20 protein-coding genes, 1 pseudogene and 1 riboswitch are annotated in these 18,451 nt (G+C 58.8%); of the genes and pseudogenes, 12 read left to right on the top strand and 9 right to left on the bottom strand.

Annotation, left to right across the window (positions count from 1 at the left end):
• The 8 genes and pseudogenes from P8O11_RS04855 to P8O11_RS04820 all read left to right on the top strand — a co-directional run.
• Positions 1-609, top strand: a pseudogene (locus tag P8O11_RS04855) (bifunctional salicylyl-CoA 5-hydroxylase/oxidoreductase); the annotation flags it as partial.
• Positions 606-1,328, top strand: coding sequence for an SDR family oxidoreductase (locus tag P8O11_RS04850; protein WP_300292224.1), 723 nt, complete (start codon positions 606-608; stop codon positions 1,326-1,328). The pseudogene P8O11_RS04855 and the gene P8O11_RS04850, both read left to right, overlap by 4 nt.
• Complete coding sequence (locus tag P8O11_RS04845) at positions 1,325-1,786, top strand: MarR family transcriptional regulator (RefSeq protein ID WP_300292222.1); 462 nt, start codon at positions 1,325-1,327, stop codon at positions 1,784-1,786. Before P8O11_RS04850 ends, P8O11_RS04845 begins: the two co-directional genes overlap by 4 nt.
• Entirely contained in the window at positions 1,783-2,583 is an 801-nt protein-coding gene (locus P8O11_RS04840) for an enoyl-CoA hydratase family protein (protein ID WP_300292220.1), read from the top strand. Before P8O11_RS04845 ends, P8O11_RS04840 begins: the two co-directional genes overlap by 4 nt.
• Positions 2,583-3,743, top strand: coding sequence for an acyl-CoA dehydrogenase family protein (locus P8O11_RS04835; RefSeq protein WP_300292217.1), 1,161 nt, complete (start codon positions 2,583-2,585; stop codon positions 3,741-3,743). Before P8O11_RS04840 ends, P8O11_RS04835 begins: the two co-directional genes overlap by 1 nt.
• Positions 3,743-5,362 carry an AMP-binding protein gene (locus P8O11_RS04830; protein WP_300292214.1) on the top strand — a complete coding sequence of 540 codons (1,620 nt, stop codon included), beginning with the start codon at positions 3,743-3,745 and terminating at the stop codon, positions 5,360-5,362. Before P8O11_RS04835 ends, P8O11_RS04830 begins: the two co-directional genes overlap by 1 nt.
• A 4-nt stretch (positions 5,363-5,366) precedes the next feature.
• Positions 5,367-5,771: a thioesterase family protein gene (locus P8O11_RS04825; RefSeq protein ID WP_300292211.1), complete on the top strand. Its 405-nt coding sequence runs from the start codon at positions 5,367-5,369 to the stop codon at positions 5,769-5,771.
• A complete protein-coding gene (locus P8O11_RS04820) occupies positions 5,768-6,166 on the top strand; it encodes a RidA family protein (protein WP_300292210.1) in 399 nt (132 codons plus the stop codon). The genes P8O11_RS04825 and P8O11_RS04820 overlap by 4 nt, the downstream gene beginning before the upstream one ends.
• Here the strand turns inward: P8O11_RS04820 and P8O11_RS04815 are convergent.
• Positions 6,156-6,770, bottom strand: a complete 615-nt coding sequence (locus tag P8O11_RS04815) for a TetR/AcrR family transcriptional regulator (RefSeq protein WP_300292208.1) — start codon at positions 6,768-6,770, stop codon at positions 6,156-6,158. The two genes, P8O11_RS04820 and P8O11_RS04815, sit on opposite strands and share 11 nt — an antisense overlap.
• A gap of 76 nt (positions 6,771-6,846) precedes the next feature.
• On the opposite strand from P8O11_RS04815, the gene P8O11_RS04810 reads away from it, so the two are divergent.
• The 4 genes from P8O11_RS04810 to P8O11_RS04795 are packed head-to-tail and all read left to right on the top strand — an operon-like array spanning position 6,847 to position 9,938.
• Positions 6,847-8,079, top strand: a complete 1,233-nt coding sequence (locus tag P8O11_RS04810) for an HlyD family efflux transporter periplasmic adaptor subunit (RefSeq protein ID WP_300292206.1) — start codon at positions 6,847-6,849, stop codon at positions 8,077-8,079.
• Complete coding sequence (locus tag P8O11_RS04805; RefSeq protein WP_300292204.1) at positions 8,076-9,251, top strand: FtsX-like permease family protein; 1,176 nt, start codon at positions 8,076-8,078, stop codon at positions 9,249-9,251. Before P8O11_RS04810 ends, P8O11_RS04805 begins: the two co-directional genes overlap by 4 nt.
• A complete protein-coding gene (locus P8O11_RS04800) occupies positions 9,251-9,742 on the top strand; it encodes an ATP-binding cassette domain-containing protein (protein WP_300292202.1) in 492 nt (163 codons plus the stop codon). The genes P8O11_RS04805 and P8O11_RS04800 overlap by 1 nt, the downstream gene beginning before the upstream one ends.
• 22 nt (positions 9,743-9,764) lie before the next feature.
• Positions 9,765-9,938, top strand: coding sequence for a hypothetical protein (locus P8O11_RS04795; protein WP_300292200.1), 174 nt, complete (start codon positions 9,765-9,767; stop codon positions 9,936-9,938).
• Between the two features lie 24 nt (positions 9,939-9,962).
• Here the strand turns inward: P8O11_RS04795 and P8O11_RS04790 are convergent, their stop codons facing one another.
• The 8 genes from P8O11_RS04790 to hisD form a co-directional block, all read right to left on the bottom strand.
• A complete protein-coding gene (locus tag P8O11_RS04790) occupies positions 9,963-11,276 on the bottom strand; it encodes a TRAP transporter large permease (RefSeq protein WP_089892858.1) in 1,314 nt (437 codons plus the stop codon).
• Positions 11,273-11,845, bottom strand: a complete 573-nt coding sequence (locus P8O11_RS04785) for a TRAP transporter small permease (protein WP_300292197.1) — start codon at positions 11,843-11,845, stop codon at positions 11,273-11,275. Before P8O11_RS04785 ends, P8O11_RS04790 begins: the two co-directional genes overlap by 4 nt.
• A gap of 142 nt (positions 11,846-11,987) precedes the next feature.
• The gene (locus P8O11_RS04780; protein ID WP_300292195.1) at positions 11,988-12,749 is read right to left on the bottom strand and encodes an ABC transporter ATP-binding protein; all 762 of its coding nucleotides are present in this window, start codon (positions 12,747-12,749) and stop codon (positions 11,988-11,990) included.
• On the bottom strand, positions 12,746-13,726 hold the full coding sequence (locus tag P8O11_RS04775; protein ID WP_300292226.1) for an iron ABC transporter permease: 981 nt from the start codon (positions 13,724-13,726) through the stop codon (positions 12,746-12,748). Before P8O11_RS04775 ends, P8O11_RS04780 begins: the two co-directional genes overlap by 4 nt.
• A complete protein-coding gene (locus tag P8O11_RS04770; RefSeq protein WP_300292193.1) occupies positions 13,726-14,559 on the bottom strand; it encodes an ABC transporter substrate-binding protein in 834 nt (277 codons plus the stop codon). Before P8O11_RS04770 ends, P8O11_RS04775 begins: the two co-directional genes overlap by 1 nt.
• Positions 14,546-16,393, bottom strand: a complete 1,848-nt coding sequence (locus P8O11_RS04765; protein WP_300292191.1) for a TonB-dependent siderophore receptor — start codon at positions 16,391-16,393, stop codon at positions 14,546-14,548. The genes P8O11_RS04770 and P8O11_RS04765 overlap by 14 nt, the downstream gene beginning before the upstream one ends.
• Positions 16,394-16,514: 121 nt before the next feature.
• A riboswitch (cobalamin riboswitch) is annotated at positions 16,515-16,712 on the bottom strand.
• Between the two features lie 172 nt (positions 16,713-16,884).
• Entirely contained in the window at positions 16,885-17,649 is a 765-nt protein-coding gene (locus P8O11_RS04760) for an SDR family oxidoreductase (protein WP_300292188.1), read from the bottom strand.
• Positions 17,650-17,695: 46 nt separating this feature from the next.
• Positions 17,696-18,451, bottom strand: a 756-nt coding sequence (hisD, locus tag P8O11_RS04755; RefSeq protein WP_300292186.1) for a histidinol dehydrogenase, incomplete at its 5' end; no start/stop codon positions are given.

Here is an 18,451-nt window from a genome sequence, read left to right as displayed (position 1 = left end):
GACATGATCGAGCTGCACGCGGCGCATGGGTATCTTATTTCGTCGTTTATCTCGCCTATGTCGAATGTGCGCGCAGATGCCTATGGCGGAAGTTTGGAAAACCGTATGCGCTATCCTCTCGAAGTGTTTGAGGCGATGCGAGCTGTCTGGCCCAAGGGCAAGCCCATGTCTGTGCGTATCTCCGCCAACGACTGGCTGGGCGAGGCGGGCGTGACTCCTGACGAGGCTGTGCAGATTGCCGCGATGTTTAAGGCGGCGGGGGCGGACCTTATCGACGTTTCTGCAGGGCAGACGAGCGTTGATGCAAGGCCGGTTTACGGGCGCATGTTTCAGACGCCATTCTCAGACCGTATCCGCAACGAAGCTGGAGTGGCGACCATGGCGGTGGGCAATATTTATGAGGCCGATCACGCCAACTCCATCCTGATGGCAGGGCGGGCCGACCTTGTCGCCGTGGGCCGCCCACACTTGGCAAACCCTTATTGGACACTTCACGAGGGAGCCAAGATTGGTGATCGCGAGGGGCATTGGCCCCTGCCCTATGATGCGGGCTGCGAGCAACTTTGGCGGCTGGCGGACCGCGAAGCAAAAATGGTAGGCAAGATATGAGGCGGGTTCTTGTGACGGGTGGCGGCTCTGGCATAGGCCGCGGCATTGCGCGGGCCTTTGCGGAGGCGAGCGAGGCTGTGACAATCGTCGGGCGACGCGAAGAGGCTTTGCACGAGACAGACGGCGGACGCGGGATGCACTGCGTTGTTGCAGACGTCACCAACGAGGCTGCTGTCGAGGCGCTGTTCACCAAAGGCTTTGATGTGGTTGTAGCCAATGCGGGCGTGGGCCGCGCCGCGCCTTTGGCCGAGGTGAGCCTTGAGGAGTGGAACGAGACGCTAGCTGTGAACCTCACAGGGACGTTTCTGACCTTTCGCGCAGCTTTGCGCAGCGGGATGCCCGAAGGCGGGCGGCTGATTGCTGTGGCCTCGACACAGGCCCTTAAAGGGGGCGGGCGCATCGCGGCTTATGCAGCATCAAAGCACGGCGTCTTGGGGCTGGTGCGCTCTGTTGCGCAGGAAGTGGCCAAGAAGGGCATCACCTGCAATGCGATTTGCCCCGGATTTGTCGACACGCCGATGGCGGACGCGGCTGTGCAAAATGTGATGGAGGCCCGCGGGCTCGAGCGGGCAGCGGCGGAAAAGATGGTTGTTTCGGGAAACCCTGTGGGGCGGATCATCGCTGTCGACGAGGTGGCAAGCGCGGCGCTTTATTTGGCCTCCAAGGGTGCGGCGATGGTCAATGGCCATGCGCTTTCAGTTTCGGGGGGAGAGATATGAGCCTTGATACGACAGGGAGCAAGTCGCGGCTCAGGCTGTGGCTGAGGCTGCTTAAGGCATCAAAGCTGATCGAGACCGAGCTGCGCGAGCGGATGCGGCGCGAGCTTGATACCACCTTGCCGCGCTTTGACGTTATGGCGGCGCTGAGCCGCAACCCTGCGGGGCTGAAGATGTCGGAGCTGTCTGGCGTGCTTAAAGTCTCGAACGGGAATGTCACCGGGATTGTCGAGCGCCTTGTTGAGGAAGGCTTTGTGAGGCGTGACGCTGTGAAAGGCGACAGGCGCGCTTTTTTGGCGCGTCTGACCGAGGAGGGGCATGCGGAATTTGAGCGCCAAGCGGGCGCACATGAAGGCTGGATTGACGGACTTTTGTGCGACGTGGACCCAAAACGCGCCGAGCGGCTGTCTGTGCTTTTGGCTGAAGTCGCAGCACATCTGGAAGATGGGAAAGCACCATGAGAACTGATGTGAAGCACTTTAAATGCAAGGTGAAAGACGGGGTCGCCACCGTGGCGCTTGACCGGCCCGAGCGCAAGAACCCCTTGACCTTTGAAAGCTATGCCGAGCTGCGCGACTGGTTTCGCGATCTTGTTTATGATGACGAGGTGAAGGTTGTTATCTTTGCCTCCAACGGCGGCAACTTCAGCTCGGGCGGGGATGTGCACGACATTATCGGGCCGCTCACCAAAATGAGCATGAAGGAGCTTCTCAACTTCACCCGCATGACGGGCGACCTTGTGAAGGCGATTGTGAATTGCGGGCGGCCTGTGATTGCGGCGATTGATGGTGTGTGCGTGGGCGCGGGCGCCATCATTGCTATGGCATCTGATCTGCGTATTGCCACGCCCGAAGCCAAGGTGGGCTTTCTGTTTACCCGCGTGGGGCTTGCGGGCTGTGACATGGGCGCTTGCGCGATTTTGCCAAGGATTATCGGGCAAGGGCGCGCGGCGGAGCTGCTTTATACGGGGCGCAGCATGAGCGCTGAAGAGGGCGCAGCCTGGGGCTTTCACAACAAGCTGGTGGCGGCAGATCAACTTGACGCAGAGGCGCAGGAGTGGGCCACGCGACTCGCTGCGGGGCCGAATTTTGGGCATATGATGACCAAGACGATGCTGGCGCAGGAGTGGTCCATGTCGATCGAGCAGGCGATTGAGGCGGAGGCGCAAGCGCAGGCGATCTGCATGCAAACGGGTGATTTTGAGCGGGCGTATAAAGCGTTTGTTGCCAAAGAGCGCCCTATGTTTGAGGGCAACTGATGGCAGACACGAGCTTCCTTGACTGGCCGTTTTTTGAGCCCCGCCACCGCGAATTGGCCGAACGTTTGGACGCGTGGGCAGCGGCCGAGCTTGGCGGGACCGATCACAGCGATGTGGATGCGGCCTGCCATGAACTGGTCACAGCTTTGGGCCGCGATGGGTGGCTGAAGCACTCGGGCGCCGGGGGCGGCGAGCGGCTTGATGTGCGCACGCTATGCCTTATCCGCGAAACACTTGCGCGCCATGATGGGCTGGCGGACTTTGCCTTTGCGATGCAGGGCTTGGGCACGGGGGCGATCAGCCTCTTCGGCAGCCCTGAGCAGCAGGCCGAGTGGCTGCCGCTGACGCAGTCAGGCAAGGCGATTTCGGCCTTTGCTTTAACAGAGCCGCAGTCGGGATCGGATGTGGCGAACGCGACGATGACGGCTGTGGAAGACGGCGAGCATTTCGTTCTCAATGGCGAGAAGACCTGGATTTCCAACGGCGGGATTGCCGATGTTTACACACTGTTTGCCCGTACGGGCGAGGCCGAAGGCGCACGGGGGCTGAGCGCTTTTATTGTGCCTGCGGGACTGAAAGGATTTGAAATCACCGAGCGGCAGCAAGTGATTGCACCGCATCCGCTGGCAACACTGCGCTTCACCGATTGTCGCATTCCAAAGACGGCCTTGATTGGCGCGCGCGGGGCTGGCTTCAAGATTGCCATGTCTGTCCTAGATGTCTTCCGCTCGACTGTTGCGGCGGCTGCGCTTGGCTTTGCAAGGCGCGCGCTTGACGAGACTTTGGCGCGGGTGAGTGCCCGGCAGGTGCAGGGCGCTCCGCTGTTTGAGCTGCAGATGGTGCAAGGGCATATCGCGGATATGGCTGTGGACGTGGACGCCAGCGCGCTGCTCATTTACCGCGCAGCTTGGGCCAAAGACAGCGGTGCGGCACGGGTGACCCGAGAGGCGGCGATGGCCAAGCTCTTCTCCACTGATCAGGCGCAACTTGTGATTGACCGAGCGGTACAGCTACACGGGGGCGACGGCGTGCGCCACGGACAAAAAGTCGAAGAGCTTTACCGCGATATCAGGGCCCTGCGGATTTATGAGGGCGCGAGTGACGTGCAGCGTGTTGTGATCGCGCGGCAGACTATGGGAGCCTTTCTGGGAGGGACGTGATGCTTGGACTTTCAGCACATGAGGACACTTTCGCACGCGACAGCCTGCCTGCGCCCGAGCTTTGGCCCGACTTCAAGCTTGAGGGGTTTGACTACCCCGAGCGGCTCAACGCGGGATACGAACTGACCGATGCAATGGTTGGCAAAGGGTTCGGAGACCATACCGCCCTGATCGGAAACGGGCGACAGCGGACCTATAAGGAGCTGGCCGACTGGACCAACCGCCTTGCCCACGTGCTTGTCGAGGAGCTTGGTGTGCGGCCGGGGAACCGCGTCCTTATCCGCTCGGCAAACAACCCAGCCATGGTGGCTTGCTGGCTTGCCGCGACAAAGGCTGGCGCTGTTGTGATCAACACCATGCCGATGCTGCGCGCGGGGGAGCTTGGGCAGATTGTTGACAAGGCGGAAGTTGAATTTGCGCTCTGTGACATGCGGCTAATGGAGGAGATGGAGGCCTGTGCGGCGGGGAGTCGCTTCTTGAAGCGTGTTGTCGGCTTTGACGGGACATCCAACTACGAGGCCGAGCTTGACCGCCTCGCCCTTGAGAAGCCAGTGCGTTTTGAGAGTGTGCAAACGGGGCGGGACGACGTGGCCTTGCTTGGTTTTACTTCGGGCACAACGGGCGAGCCGAAAGCGACGATGCACTTTCACCGCGACTTGCTGATCATTGCGGATGGTTATGCGAAAGAGGTGCTGGGTGTCGTGCCTGAGGATGTGTTCATCGGCTCGCCGCCTTTGGCCTTTACCTTCGGGCTAGGGGGGCTAGCAGTCTTTCCCTTACGCTTTGGAGCCACCGCGACTTTGCTTGAAAATGCGAGCCCGCCGAGCCTCATCGAGATTATCCAGAAATATAAGGCGACTGTTTGTTTTACCGCGCCGACGGCTTACCGCGCCATGCTTCGGGCTATGGAGGAAGGGGCGGACTTGAGCAGCCTGCGCGCGGCTGTGTCAGCGGGCGAGACCCTGCCTGCGCCTGTTTACGATGAGTGGATCGCGAAGACGGGCAAGCCAATGCTTGACGGGATCGGCGCGACGGAGATGTTGCATATCTTTATCAGCAACCGTTTTAACGACCATCGTCCTGCCTGCACCGGAAAACCGGTGACTGGATATGAAGTCAGGATCATCAATGACGAGGGCGAGGACGTGCCTCTTGGAGAGGTCGGGCGGCTGGCGGTGCGCGGGCCGACAGGCTGCCGCTATCTGGCGGATGATCGCCAACGCGCCTATGTGCGGGACGGCTGGAACGTCACTGGCGACAGCTTCATGATGGACGCGGAGGGCTATCTGCATTTTGCGGCACGCAATGATGATATGATCCTCTCGTCGGGCTATAATATTGCTAGCCCCGAAGTGGAGGCCGCGCTGTTGAGCCATGCGGCTGTTGTGGAGTGCGGCGTGATTGGCGCGCCTGATGAGGACCGTGGCGCTATTGTTGAGGCGCATGTTGTTTTGGCAGAAGGATGGGCGGCGGACGAGATCACGAAGAAGGCGCTGCAAGACCATGTGAAGGCGAAGATTGCGCCCTATAAATACCCTCGATCTGTTGTGTTTATCGACGCGTTGCCAAAGACGCAGACTGGCAAGATCCAGCGGTTCCGCTTGCGGGCGGGAGGCTGAGGGCGTGGAGTTTCAGTTCAGACAAAAGGTACTGTTCAAGCATTGCGACCCTGCCGGAATTGTTTTTTATCCGCGTTATTTCGAGATCATCAACGACTGTGTCGAGGCGTTTTTTGACGAGGTATTGGGCTGGCCTTTTGAGACCCAGCTCAAGGACGGCGGCGTGCCGACTGTGCAGATTTCAACCGAGTTCAAAGCGCCGAACAGGCATGGCGACTGGCTGGTGCTTGAGCTGTACGTTGCAAAGCTGGGGCGTACTTCTATGAGCCTTGAGATTGCGGCAAGCACTGAGGGTGCGGCGCGATTTGAGGTGAAACAGACACTGGTTTGTGTGGACAAGACGGGCAAGCCGTGCGTTTGGCCAGAGGCGATACGGGACGTGCTGAAAGCGAAAGGGACGGAACAATGAGCCACAAAGTTATCCAACCTGAGGGATGGGCTGCGGCCAAGGGCTATGCCAACGGGATCCTGACTAAAGACGGCACGCTTTATGTGGGCGGGCAGATCGGCTGGACAGCGGAGCAGCGCTTTGAGAGCCACGACTTTATTGGCCAGATGGACCAGGCTTTGCGCAACATCATGGATGTGGTGACTGCGGCGGGTGGCGTGGCAGAAGATATCACGCGGCTGACATGGTATGTCACCGACAATGCGGAATACTTGGCGCGGCAAAGCGAGGTGGGCGCGGTCTATCGCACGGTTCTGGGGCGGCATTTTCCGGCGATGACCATGGTTGTGGTGGCAGGGCTGGTCGAGGACGAGGCGCTTCTGGAGATCGAGGCGACAGCGGTGATCAGCGCGTGAGGATACCATCGCAGATGAAGGTGACGTGGCCTTCTATGTAGCACTCAAGAGCGATCGGCTCGAGCTCCTGAAAGGTGAGATGCCAGATTGCGGCGAGCATGATGGGCGAAATGACAAGCTTCATGTCGTAGTCCATCACATCGGGCCGTAACTCTCCACGGGCGAGGCCCTGCTTGAGGACGGAATTGAGCATGGTCATCGCCGCCTTGAGAGCGGTGTCATGATAGCGCGCGAGGAGTTGAGGGAACTGCGCCCCCTCGGCCACGAGAACCTTAAGCAGCACCAAAGCCTCGGACTTCACAATGCGCCTGTAGAGCAGCGTGAGCATCTCGTGAAAGACCTCCCGGAAGGGGCCAGAGGACAGCGCGGCCCCCTGCCCCGCGGCATTGAAAGCCTCGCTGAGCCGCGCCTCAAAGGCGGCCGATATAAGCGCTTCCTTATCGGAATAGTAGAGATAGATCGTGGAGCGCGCGATGCCTGCGCGTGCAGCGATGCTCGCCATGGAGGCGGCGGAATATCCGACCTCAGCAAACTCAGCCAGCGCTGCATCGATGATCTCTTCGGGGCGGGCGTCTTTGCGACGGGTGCGCTTCACATTCGGCATTTCGCATCTCTTGGCTTGCAGTTTCTTCAGTTAATGACATATATGTCAGTAAGTGAGTTTTGCCAAGGCTAATGATATGAGTGACAAGACAGATACAACGCCAGAGATGCCCCTGAAAGACAATGGGATTGGCGCAAGTGGCGCTATCCTTGCGACCCAGACAAGCGGGTTGGGCTGGAGAATCTTCCCGCTGCTTCTGGTGACGTTTTTTATGGGTGGAGTCACAGGTCTTTACTTCCAGCCGCCCGGCATGAAGGCCTTTTTCGGCCTCACAGGGCTTGAGCCAGGCGGCGGGACAGAAACGCCGATCGCCGTGGCGATGGCGCAGGTTCAGGCGCAAGAGCAGGTCGCTGTTGTCAGCGAAGGCGATATCGTCGCGCTTGGGCGGGTCTTGCCAGACGGCGACGTCTTAGCTGTGGCCACGCCTTATGGCGCGTCTGATGCGCGGATACAGGAGATACGTGTCAGCGAAGGCGAAACTGTGAAGCGCGGCGATGTGCTGGCTGTGCTCGACAACCAGAGCCAGCTTGAAAACGCACTCAACACCGCCAAGGCAACCTTACGGGTTAAGGAAGCGGCCTTGCTGCAAAGCCAAGAGACCATCCGCGCAAGCCGAGAAGAAGCGCAGGCCAACCTTGAGCGCGCCTTGGCAACGGCCGAGCAGGCACAAAGTGAGCTTGACCGCCTAACACCCCTCGCAGAGCGCGGCGTCGCCACGCAGGCGGCACTTGATACAGCCACGGCACGCGCGGATGAAGCCAAGCGCGACGTGGAACGCAACCGTGCGACGCTATCTCGCTATGAGGCAGGTTCTGGTGCTGTGCAGGCTGATATTGCTGTGGCCGAGGCCAACCTTGAGGCTTCGCGCGTGGATGTGAGCCGTGCCAAAAGCGACATGGAGCGCGCCCTTGTGCGGGCGCCAATTGATGGAATGATCCTCGCGCTCAATAGCCAAGTTGGCGAAAAGCCCGCCAACGAAGGCCTTGTCGAGCTTGGCGACACAAGCCAGATGATGGTGGAAGCCGAGGTGTATCAGACCATGATCGGGCGGGTCGCGATTGGCGATCCTGTCACGGTTTCTGCAAAGGCTTTGGACGGCGATCTCACGGGTGTTGTGAGCGCGATCGGGCTTGAGATAGGTCGGCAGTCGATCACATCGGACGACCCAGCCGCAAACACCGATGCGCGGGTTGTTGATGTGATTGTTAAGCTTGATGCGGCCTCGTCAGAAAAGGCTAAGCGGCTTACCAACCTTGAGACAATTGTGCGGATTGATGCGGGACGGCTGGAAACAGGACAGGGCGAATGAGCAAGCTGCTTGAGCGCCTGCTGGGGCGGCTGCCTGTCGGCTGGCTCCAGCTTACCCATTCGCGGGCGCGATTTGCGGCGGCTGTCGCGGGGGTCGCGTTTGCGAATTTGTTGGTCTTCATGCAGCTTGGCATCATGGGTGCGATGAGCACCGCGACGCTTGCGCCATACAACTTCCTTGACGCCGACATCATGATTTCAGCGGAAGACGCCAACACACTGACCGACGGGAGCAATGTTGCGCGGGCGCGCTTTTTCCAGGCGATGACTGTTGCTGGCGTCGAAAGCGGCGCGCCTTTGTTTGTCGGGATTTTGGAATTCAAGCTGCCGGACGGGACCAACTCGACCTTGCAGACCTTTGCGACTGAGGTGGCGGACCGCAACTTTCTGAGCGCTGAGATTGCGGCTCAGTTTTCGCGGCTGACGCAGGAAAACACGGCTCTGATTGACACCAAGACGCGCGGCGTTGATGCCTCAGTTTTTGCCGATCTGAAGGATGGCAAGCCGTTTGCCTTTGAAGTGAACGGGCAAACGCTCACGGCAATTGGCACGCTAGAGCTTGGTGGCGGGTTTTCCGCAGACGGGACATTGTTTGTCTCGGACCAGACTTTTCTTCGCTTTTTTGGCAAGCGTAGTAGCGGCGCGCCAAACCATGTTTTGCTCAAAGTCGCGGACGGGGTTTCGCCTCAGGTGGTTGCCGAGCGCTTGCGCAGCATTCTGCCAGCCGCCTCTGTGCAGGTGAACACGCTGGCGGAGTACAAGGTGGCGGACCTTGCCTATCAGTCGCTTGAGCGGCCCACAGGCATCATCTTCGGGTTCGGGGTTTTGATCGGGATTATCGTCGGGATTGTGATTGTCTACCAAGTGCTCTCAACAGATGTGGCCGACCACCTCAAGGAATACGCAACCTTCAAAGCGATGGGCTATGAGCACCGCTTTTTCCTTGGCATCGTTCTGGAAGAGGCAGGCATTCTGGCCGTGTTCGGGTTTATTCCCGGTTTCATTGTTTCGATGGGGCTTTATGCAGGGCTCTCGGCAGTGACGAGCCTGCCTGTCTATATGGACGGGACGCGGCCCTTTATGGTTTTCTTCGGAACGCTGGCGGCCTGCGCGCTGTCTGGTGCGATTGCCACGCGCCGCTTGGCGGCGGCAGATCCAGCGGATTTGTTCTGATGACTGATATGGCCATTCAAACTCAGGCGCTTGACCACTTCTTTGGAGAAGGCGAAGCGCGCAAACAGGCGATCTTTGATGTGAACCTAGAGATCGAGCGCGGCAAGCTCACGATCCTTATGGGCCCATCTGGCTCTGGCAAGACAACGCTGCTCACGCTGATGGGCTGTTTACGGCATGTGCAGAGCGGAAGCGTGACCCTGCTTGAGCGCGAACTCAAGGGTGCAGGCGAGGCCGAGCTGGTGCGCTTGCGCCGCCGTCTTGGGTTTATCTTTCAGGCACATAACCTGCACGAAAGCCTCACTGCGACAGAGAATGTCTTGATGGGGCTGCAAGTCCACGGCAAAGGAAACGCGGCCAAGCAAATAGCGGCGGCGCATCATATGCTCAGGCTAGTTGGACTTGAGGATAGGCTCGACTACTTACCAGGCAATTTGTCAGGCGGCCAAAAGCAGCGGGTCGCCGTGGCGCGCGCTTGTCTCCAACCCTGATGTGATCTTTGCGGACGAGCCAATGGCGGCGCTTGATAAAGTCTCAGGGCGCAATGTTGTGGATATGCTGAAGACCATGGGCCGCGAGCGCGGCACAACCACTGTCATGGTCACACATGACAACCGCATTCTGGAGCTTGCCGACAGGATCATCACCCTCGAAGAAGGCCGCGTTGTGAGCGATGTGCGGCCCTAGGCGCCCAAGGTGGGCGCCTGAGGATCAGGGGATCAGGAACAATGTGATCGCTGGGAAGAGTACAAGGATCACAACCCGTACCAGATCGGAGCCGACAAACCACATTACGGCGCTATAGGTGTCGCGCATAGGCGTTGTCTTATCCATTGCGTTGATGATGAAGAGGTTCATGCCAACAGGTGGTGTGATAAGCCCGACTTCGACAACGATCAACACGAGGATCCCGAACCAGATCGCCACATGCTCCGGTGTCATGCCGAAATCAAGCTGGCTGATCACAGGAAAGAAAATCGGGATGGTCAGCAGGATCATCGAGAGGCTGTCCATGAGGCAGCCAAAGACGAGGTAAAACGCCAGCACGATGATCAGCACCGTCCACGCGCTATAGCCTTGGCCGACCACCCAAGAAGAAAGCTCCTGCGGCACTTGGGAAAGGGCAAGAAAGCCGTTGTAGAGCGCAGCACCGAGAACGATGAAGAAGATCATGCCCGTGGCTGTCGCTGTGGCGATGATGCTTTCTTTGAACACGCTCCACGTCATATTGCCCGAAACGAGCGCGATGAGGCCTGTGCCTGCCGCGCCAATCGCAGCACCTTCTGTGGGCGTGAACCAGCCCGCATAGATGCCGCCAACAACGAGGCCGAAAACAACCAGCACGGGCCAGACATCCAGCAGCGCGCGCCAGCGCTCGGCCATCGGCACGGGCTCGCGCGTACCTGCAGCATCAGGGTAGACGCGCACATAAATCGAAATCGTGACGATATAGCCGAGGGCTGCGAGAATCCCCGGAATAAAGGCCGCGAGGAAAAGCTTTGCAATGTTTTGCTCGGTCAGGATCGCATAGATCACGAGGATGACAGATGGTGGAATAAGAATGCCAAGTGTCCCGCCAGCGGCGAGCGTGGCTGTCGAGAAGCCGCCCGAGTAGCCGTAGCGGCGCAGCTCTGGCAAGGCGACGCGGCTCATTGTGGCGGCTGTCGCGAGCGACGAACCACAGATTGAGCCGAAGCCTGCGCAGGCCCCAACGGCCGCCATGGCCACGCCGCCTTTGCGGTGACCAAGAAAGCTTTCGGCTGCCTTGAACAGCGCTTGGGACATGCCAGAGAGCGTTGCGAACTGGCCCATAAGGAGGAACATCGGAATGATCGTCAGAGAGTAAGACGAGAAGGTGCCGTATGTCTCCGTTTTGAGACGGGACATGAACATGTTGGTATCACCTGTGGCAAACCAAAGGCCCCCGATACCTGCAAGCAACATGGCAAGCCCAATGGGCGCGCGCAGGAAGATCATCAGAAGGAGGACGGGGAAGGATAGAAAGCCCAGTTCAAGCATGCTCAATGGGAAGCTCCTTCGGAATGAGGCAGGTAAGCGCGGCCTGTGGCCAGCTCAGCGATGCGCGCCAAGGCACAATAGAGCGCGACAACACAGGCCGCGAGTGAAGCCACAAAGCTGGCGGCATAGGCCCACCAGATCGGGAACTGAAGCAGGAAGGTTGTCTCGTTGTATTGCATTTTGTCGAGCATACCGACGTAGAGGCGCGCAGCGATGAGCAGGATAACCACTGTCAGCACGACCTCCCAAAACGCCATCAGCACCTTATTGGCGCGCCGCGGGAGCGCCGAGGTAAAGATATCAACTGTGGCATGAGCGCCGTAGAGCTGGGTGATTGGGAGAAAGGCAAAAATGGCGAAGGCAACGCCAGCTTCAAGCAACTCAAAATCGCCAGTGATCGGACCAACACCCGTGCCGATCAGCCACTCGCCAAGAGCGCCGAGACTACCAGCGTGGCCTAGAGTGTTGAGGGCGCGGCCAAAAACGCTTATGAAGGTCAGTACGACCAACGCGGAGAGCACAAGCCCTCCGAGCACCGCCATGACACGGGCCAGTTGTGAAACGTATTTGAGCATGAGCCCCCCCGATATTCATATTTTCGACCAACCGGTCGAAAATACTTGTTGCGCGTATAACTACACAGAACCCTAGAGCGATCAAGTGCGTGTTTCTACTTATTTCGCTTTTCATGTCTGAGCTTACGCGCAAGCCCAGCGATCAGCGGGTCACTTCTGTTGGTTGAAAAATCGGCCCTTGAGCAGTGTTTTCATAAAACACACGGATGCCGAAAACGGTATTGAGCCGCTCGGGCGTGAGCACCTCTGCAGGCGACCCATCGGCAATGAGACGCCCTTGGGAGAGCATCAAGATCCGTGTGCAATGCCGTGCGGCGAGGCCGAGATCATGCAGAGAAACAATAACCGATTTGCCCTCGGCGGCGAGGGCTGCGAAGCTTTCCATTGTCCCAATCTGGTGGGCGGGGTCGAGGCCAGCGATTGGCTCGTCCACCATCAGAAGCGGTGTTTGCTGCGCCAAGGCACGGGCAATAAGCACGCGGGCCTGCTCGCCGCCAGACAGCTGGTTTGCGAGGCGGTCAGCGAAATCTGTAAGGTCCATTTCCGCGAGGGCCGCATCTACGGCGGCCTGATCTTCGGCACGCAGCTTCGTGCCGCGCGGAAGATGCGGGATACGGCCCAGCGCGACCACTGTTTCAACCGTCATAGGCCAAGCGATATCACGCGCTTGAGGGAGCCATGCCACGGCGCGGGCGCGCTCGGAGGGGGAAAGCGCCGTCAGGGAACTTGCGCCTTTGGCGGGCAAAAGGCCGAGTGCAGCGCGCATCAGCGTGGTCTTGCCCGCACCGTTGGGACCGATCAGACCGACACATTCGCCCGCCCCGATAGACACCGAAACGTTGTCCACTACAGGGCATTCACCGCGCAGAGCCGTCAGGCCGTCAAGGGAGAGAAGCGTGCTCATGACAGCTCCTTTCGGGTCTTGAAAATAAGATGCAAAAACAATGGCGCGCCAATGAGCGCCATGACGACCCCCAGCTTCAAATCCCGATCAGGCATGATCAGGCGCACAGCAATATCAGCCGCCAGAACCAGCGCTGCACCACCAAGCGCAGAAGCCCAGAGAAGCCGCGAGGGGCGACCGCCCACGAAGGGGCGCAGGATGTGCGGGACAACAAGCCCGACAAAGCCGATCGCCCCAGCGACAGCCGTCCCTGCGCCAACAACGCAGGAGACGCCGACAACCAGCTCCAGGCGTAGGCGGGACAAATTGATCCCCATGGAGCTGGCCGCATCTTCGCCCAGTGTAAGCCCATCAAGGCCGCGGCCCAATGTGCCGAGCAAAATCCAGCCCAGTGCCATAACAGGCAAGGCAAGAAAGACATGCAGCATCGAACGGTCCGCCAGTGAACCCATCATCCAGAAGACAATTTCATTGGCGGCATAGGGATTGGGCGAGAGGTTGAGCACGAGCGATATGAGCGCCCCCGCCATCGCAGAGATCGCAATCCCAGCGAGAATGAGTGTCATTGAGGCCCCTCGTGGACCGGCCAGCAAAAGCACAAGCAGCACGCCGACAAGAGCCGCTGCCAGCGCCGATAGCGGCAGCGCGAGTGCAAAGGCGGCTGCGAAGCCTGTTTGCAGCGAGAGCACAGCCCCAAGCGCCGCCGATGAGCTGACCCCGATGAGACCTGGCTCGGCCAAGGGATTGCGCAAGTAGCCCTGCATGGCGGCACCTGCAAGACCGAGCGAGGCTCCGATCATCACGGCAAGAAGCGCACGCGGGAGGCGAATTTCTCGCATCACCAATGTGAAGGGCGTTCCGTCGTCGGTCAGAAGGGAGGACAGGCTTTTGGCAAAGCTCGCTTCGGCAGGACCAATCGCCAGTGAAGCAGCAAAAAGCATCGCCACCAGAGCACCAAGAAGAAAAAGCAGACGCATCATGGGAACAGCGCCTCGCGTTTTGCAGCCAACTCATCGATGGCGCGCAAGACAAGTGGTGTGCCACACGCCCAGTCGCGGCTGACCATGCTCACGGGGGGGGCGCCGCCTGTGACAGCGCGCACAACAGAGTGCTGCGGCACCTCTTCGGCGCGGGAGGCCCCTGCGTAGGGGGTCGAGCTCATCACCAGATCTGGCGCGCTCATGGCAAGGAGTTCAAGCGGCATGCGGCCACCATAGTCGATGCCAAACTCGGAGGCGACATTGATAAAGCCTGCCGCCACAATCATTTCGTCGGGCAAGGTATGCGCACCAGACGTATAGCCGTTGGCCGCATAGCTGAGGGCACGGGGGCGCTGCTCTGGCGCATTGGCCTTCAGCCGTGCAAGCCCCGCCTCAAAGGCGGCCACAAGTTCGGCAGCGCGTGCCTCGCGGCCAAGCACAGCGCCCATCTCGCGCAGGCGCAGGGGCACATCTGCAAGCGAATTGGCGGGCGCAAAGCGCACAACACGCAGCCCCAAGCGTTCCAGCATTTCCACAGAAGCGCGGGCCGTATATGTGCCCGCCAAAACCAGATCGGGCTTCATCAGATAGATTTCTTCGGCGCGGGCGGAGTTGATATGAAAGGCGCCCGCCTCCTCAACCATCCCCGAAATACGCGGGTCAATCGCGAGGGCAGAGAGCGAATGAAGCTGGCCTTCCCCCGCGAGCAACATGGCAAGCTGATCGGTACAGACATTCATCGAGACAACCTTCTGAGGTGTCTCGCCATAGGCTGCTGCGCCAGTCACAAGGACCAGCGCAGCGGCGCTTATGAGCTTAGAAAGACGCACGAACGCCGAGGTAAAGCGCGCGATCGGAGGTGTTAAATCCGTTCACAGCTTCGTAATCCTCATCAAAGAGGTTTTCGATGCGCAAGTAGGCTTGTGTGCTATCATTGAATTGGTAGCTCACATGGGCGTTCACAGTCTTAAAGTCGGGCATGGGCGTACTGCCATTGTCCCGATCAAAACGGTCAGCAACATAGTTGACTCCAAGACCGCCTGCGAAGCCGTTGGCAAAATCACCGCTCACACCAATGTGCAAATCATGGCGTGGCACACGGCCTGCGCGCCCAGTGGGTCGGTAAGCATCCGTGTAGGTGTAAGCCCCTGTGAGCTCCCATGTGTCATTCAGCGCATAGGCTCCTGACAGTTCGAGGCCTTTGGATTTGAAGCTTGATTGAGCGTAGCAGTATCCTGGCGTTAACAAGTTGGTCGGCGTGGAACAGGTGCCCTCATAGATCAAATGGTTTTCCAGATCATTGTAGAAAGCTGTTGCGCGGACAAACCCAGCTTCGCCATAGGTTTTCTCAAGACCTAATTCAAAGGTAGTATTTTCTTCTGGGGCCAAAGCAACCGTGCTGTTGGCTGCGTTTGTTGTAGACTGAAACAAGCTCGGTGGCTTGTAACCTGTCGCGGCTTGAGCCCGCAAAATCACATCATCAGAAAAACGGTACGCGGCCGCAACGCGGCCAGTGGCTTGGCCGCCAAGATCACTGTGGTCATCATAACGCAAAGAGCCCGTGAGATCGAGCTTGTCACTGGCAGCGAACGCCACTTCAGCGTAAGCGCTATTGATATCGGCGCTCGCAGTGGCCGTTTCTTCAGCCATGTGATCAAGACCAAAGGTCCAAAGCGTTGTCTCATTTTCCTGAACGCTCGCTTTGTATCCGATTGTCTTGCGCTTTCCATCAAACTCTGTCGCAACAAGTGGGCTACCGGACCAATGGGTCGCATAGCTCACACGATCGATATCAAAATATGATGCAGAAATTTCGTGGGTCACCGCGCCAGTGTCAAACTCCCCAAACACACGCACGCCGAGAGTTTGGTTTTCATTCGTTTCATCATAAGGCGCACTGCCATCGCCACCAAATTCGTCAAAAGCACCCGCCGAATCGATATATAGCAGCGCCGCACCCACACGGGCAGTCTCTGTCAGCTCGTATTTTACAAAAAGGTTTGCGCGCGTCGCTTCGTAGCCGTCCGCTTCCGTACCAGAAGACGTCGCCGAAAACCCGTCGGTCTCAAACTTTGAAAGTGAAAAGCCCACTTCGGTGCGCTCGTCCATAAAGCCAAGGCCCAGTGAGGCGCTCTTTGTGCCATAGGCTCCGAACTCCACAGCGCTTTGACCAGAAAAGCCGTCCTTTGTCGGACGATATGAGGAAAGGTTCACGACACCACCTGCCGCATTGACACCAAAGCGGGCGGATTGACCGCCCTTGAGCACTTCGATCCGCGATAGACCACCCGTTGTGAGGCCGCCCCAGTTGTAGCCCGCACCCGTGCTGGCAGGATCAGAAATATCAATCCCATCCAGATACACAGGCACATATCCTGCGCCGAGGCCGCGAATACGAAGCGTTGTTTGTGCACCGACGCCGCCTGTGGCTGTGGTCGTCACCCCCGGCAATGTCGCAAGAATATCAGAAACGCTTGTCTCTGGCGCATCTGCGATTTCATCTTCGGTCACAACCTCGGTGGTTGTGCCAGAGCGCGACAACTCGGTGAGGATTTGGTTTGAAAACAACGTAATCTCGCCAAGATCAAACGCCTCTTGAGCGTAGGCAGGGGTATGGGAAATGAGCAAAGCCAGAGCGGCAGATGCCTTGAGTGTAGAGTACATTCTGGTCCTTCTCCTGCGCGATGCGCGCAAGTCATAGAGACGGGAGAAGACATGGCTCCCCCGTGGTTACAGCGAATGCCACCACGACGGAATGTCCGTTACCTATGCGCCCCTCGCACATCGGTAGGGTGAACATCCTGGCAGGTCTCCTGACTTGCGGGTCGGGGCTTGGCTGAACCTTCCCGCCCTTTTGGGGCAGTGGCTTATGTCAGCTTCGCTCGCCGCTTACAGTTGCGGGGGCAGTTGTGGATTGGGCCCAAGAGCCGCACCACATTCCCTATTCACCGGCAGATGCCGGACCAGAATGACGCAGTCCTATTACGACTCCTTCGTTTGCGTCAAGCACGCAGATCCGCGAGGAGCCAATTAACTTTTTCTTTCTAAAAATATCCACGGGGGGAGAGGCCGAAGGCCTAGGGGGCGCGTGCGCCCCCCCCTTCTCAAGCAAACCTGTGCGCGCAAAGCGCGCTCCGCTGGATCAGGTCTCTGCTTCAGTCAGCAGTCCAGCCGCCATCAATCAGCATAGAGCTACCCGTGACGAGGCTTGAGGCGGGTGAGGCGAGATAGAGCACCGCGCCCATGATGTCCTCCACCACACCAGTACGGCCCAGCTTAATCTTTTCTTCAATCCAAGCGACACGAGCGGGGTCAGCAAAAGTCGGCTCTGTCAACGGCGTTCGGATGAATGTCGGGCAGATCGTATTGATGCGGATACGGGACTTTCCCCATTCAATCGCCATTGCTTTGACCATGCCCTCAAGGCCAAATTTCGAGGCGCAATAGACCGCCCGATCGATCCCGCCGACGTGGCCCATCTGTGAGGAGATATGAATGATGCTCCCTTCAATGCCAGCATCTTGCATCGCCTTTGCAGCCCAAGCAGATAGAAAATATGCACCACGCAAATTGATGTTCATCACGGCATCAAAGTCACTTGGCTCTGTCTCGGTTGCGGGGGTGTGTTTGGCATATCCGGCCGCATTGACGATAATATCAAATGGCGCCTGCTCTGTGAGCGCTGCTTTAATGGCATCCAGATCGGAGATATCGATCGAGAGGGCCTCGGCAGAGAAGCCCTGCCCCGCCATCTCATCCACAGTCGATTGCAGCCGCCCCATGCCACGCGCGGAGCAGACAACATGCGCCCCCGCTTCGGCCAGCGCCACGGCGCAGCCTTGACCGATCCCCGAGGAGGCGCCTGTCACGAGAGCACGCTTGCCTGTCAGGTTCATCGAGGGCGTTTTGGGGAGGGTCATAGGCGCAATCCTTCGGGTTGTTTTTGGGCTTGGGTCGAAGAGCGGCTCATTCGGCCTGCTCGCGGTAGGGCGCGCCTTCACCATATGGCACATTGATGCCACCGTAACGGCGCACGCGGATGTTGCATTGCTCGGCGTGCCCGACAAAGCCTTCGAGCATGCAGAGGCGCGAGCCGTATTCGCCCACCATGGTTGCGGCCTCATCGGTGAGAACGCGCTGGTAGCTGTGGGTTTTGAGAAACTTGCCAACCCAGAGACCGCCCGTGTAGCGGCCTGCTTTCTTGGTCGGCAGCGTATGGTTTGTGCCGATGACTTTGTCGCCATTGGCGACATTGGTACGCGCACCAAGGAAGAGAGCGCCGTAGCATGTCATGTGCTCAAGGAACCAGTCGTCGCGGTCTGTCATGACTTGCACATGCTCGGAGGCGATATCATCGGCCACTGCGAGCATCTCATCATAGGTGTCGCAGACGATCACTTCGCCGTAGTCTTCCCAGCTTTTGCGCGCAGTGTCGGCGGTGGGCAGGATCGTAAGTATGCGCTCGACTTCAGCCATGGTGGCGCGGGCGAGCTTCTCGGAGTTGGTCAGCAAGACACAGGGTGAGTTATAGCCATGCTCGGCTTGGCCGACAAGGTCGGCTGCAACGATATCTGAATCTGCATGCGCGTCGGCCAGAATCAGGCTATCGGTTGGGCCTGCGATCATATCAATCCCAATGCGGCCAAAAAGCATACGTTTGGCTTCGGCAACGAATTGGTTTCCCGGCCCAACAAGAATATTAGCTTTGGGCAGCCCAAATAG

Origin of the sequence: Lentibacter sp. (genome assembly GCF_029254145.1) — a bacterium.
Classification (GTDB): Bacteria; Pseudomonadota; Alphaproteobacteria; order Rhodobacterales; family Rhodobacteraceae; genus Lentibacter.
Note: the sequence above shows the minus strand (reverse complement) of the source record. Positions and strands in the feature narration are given on the sequence as shown.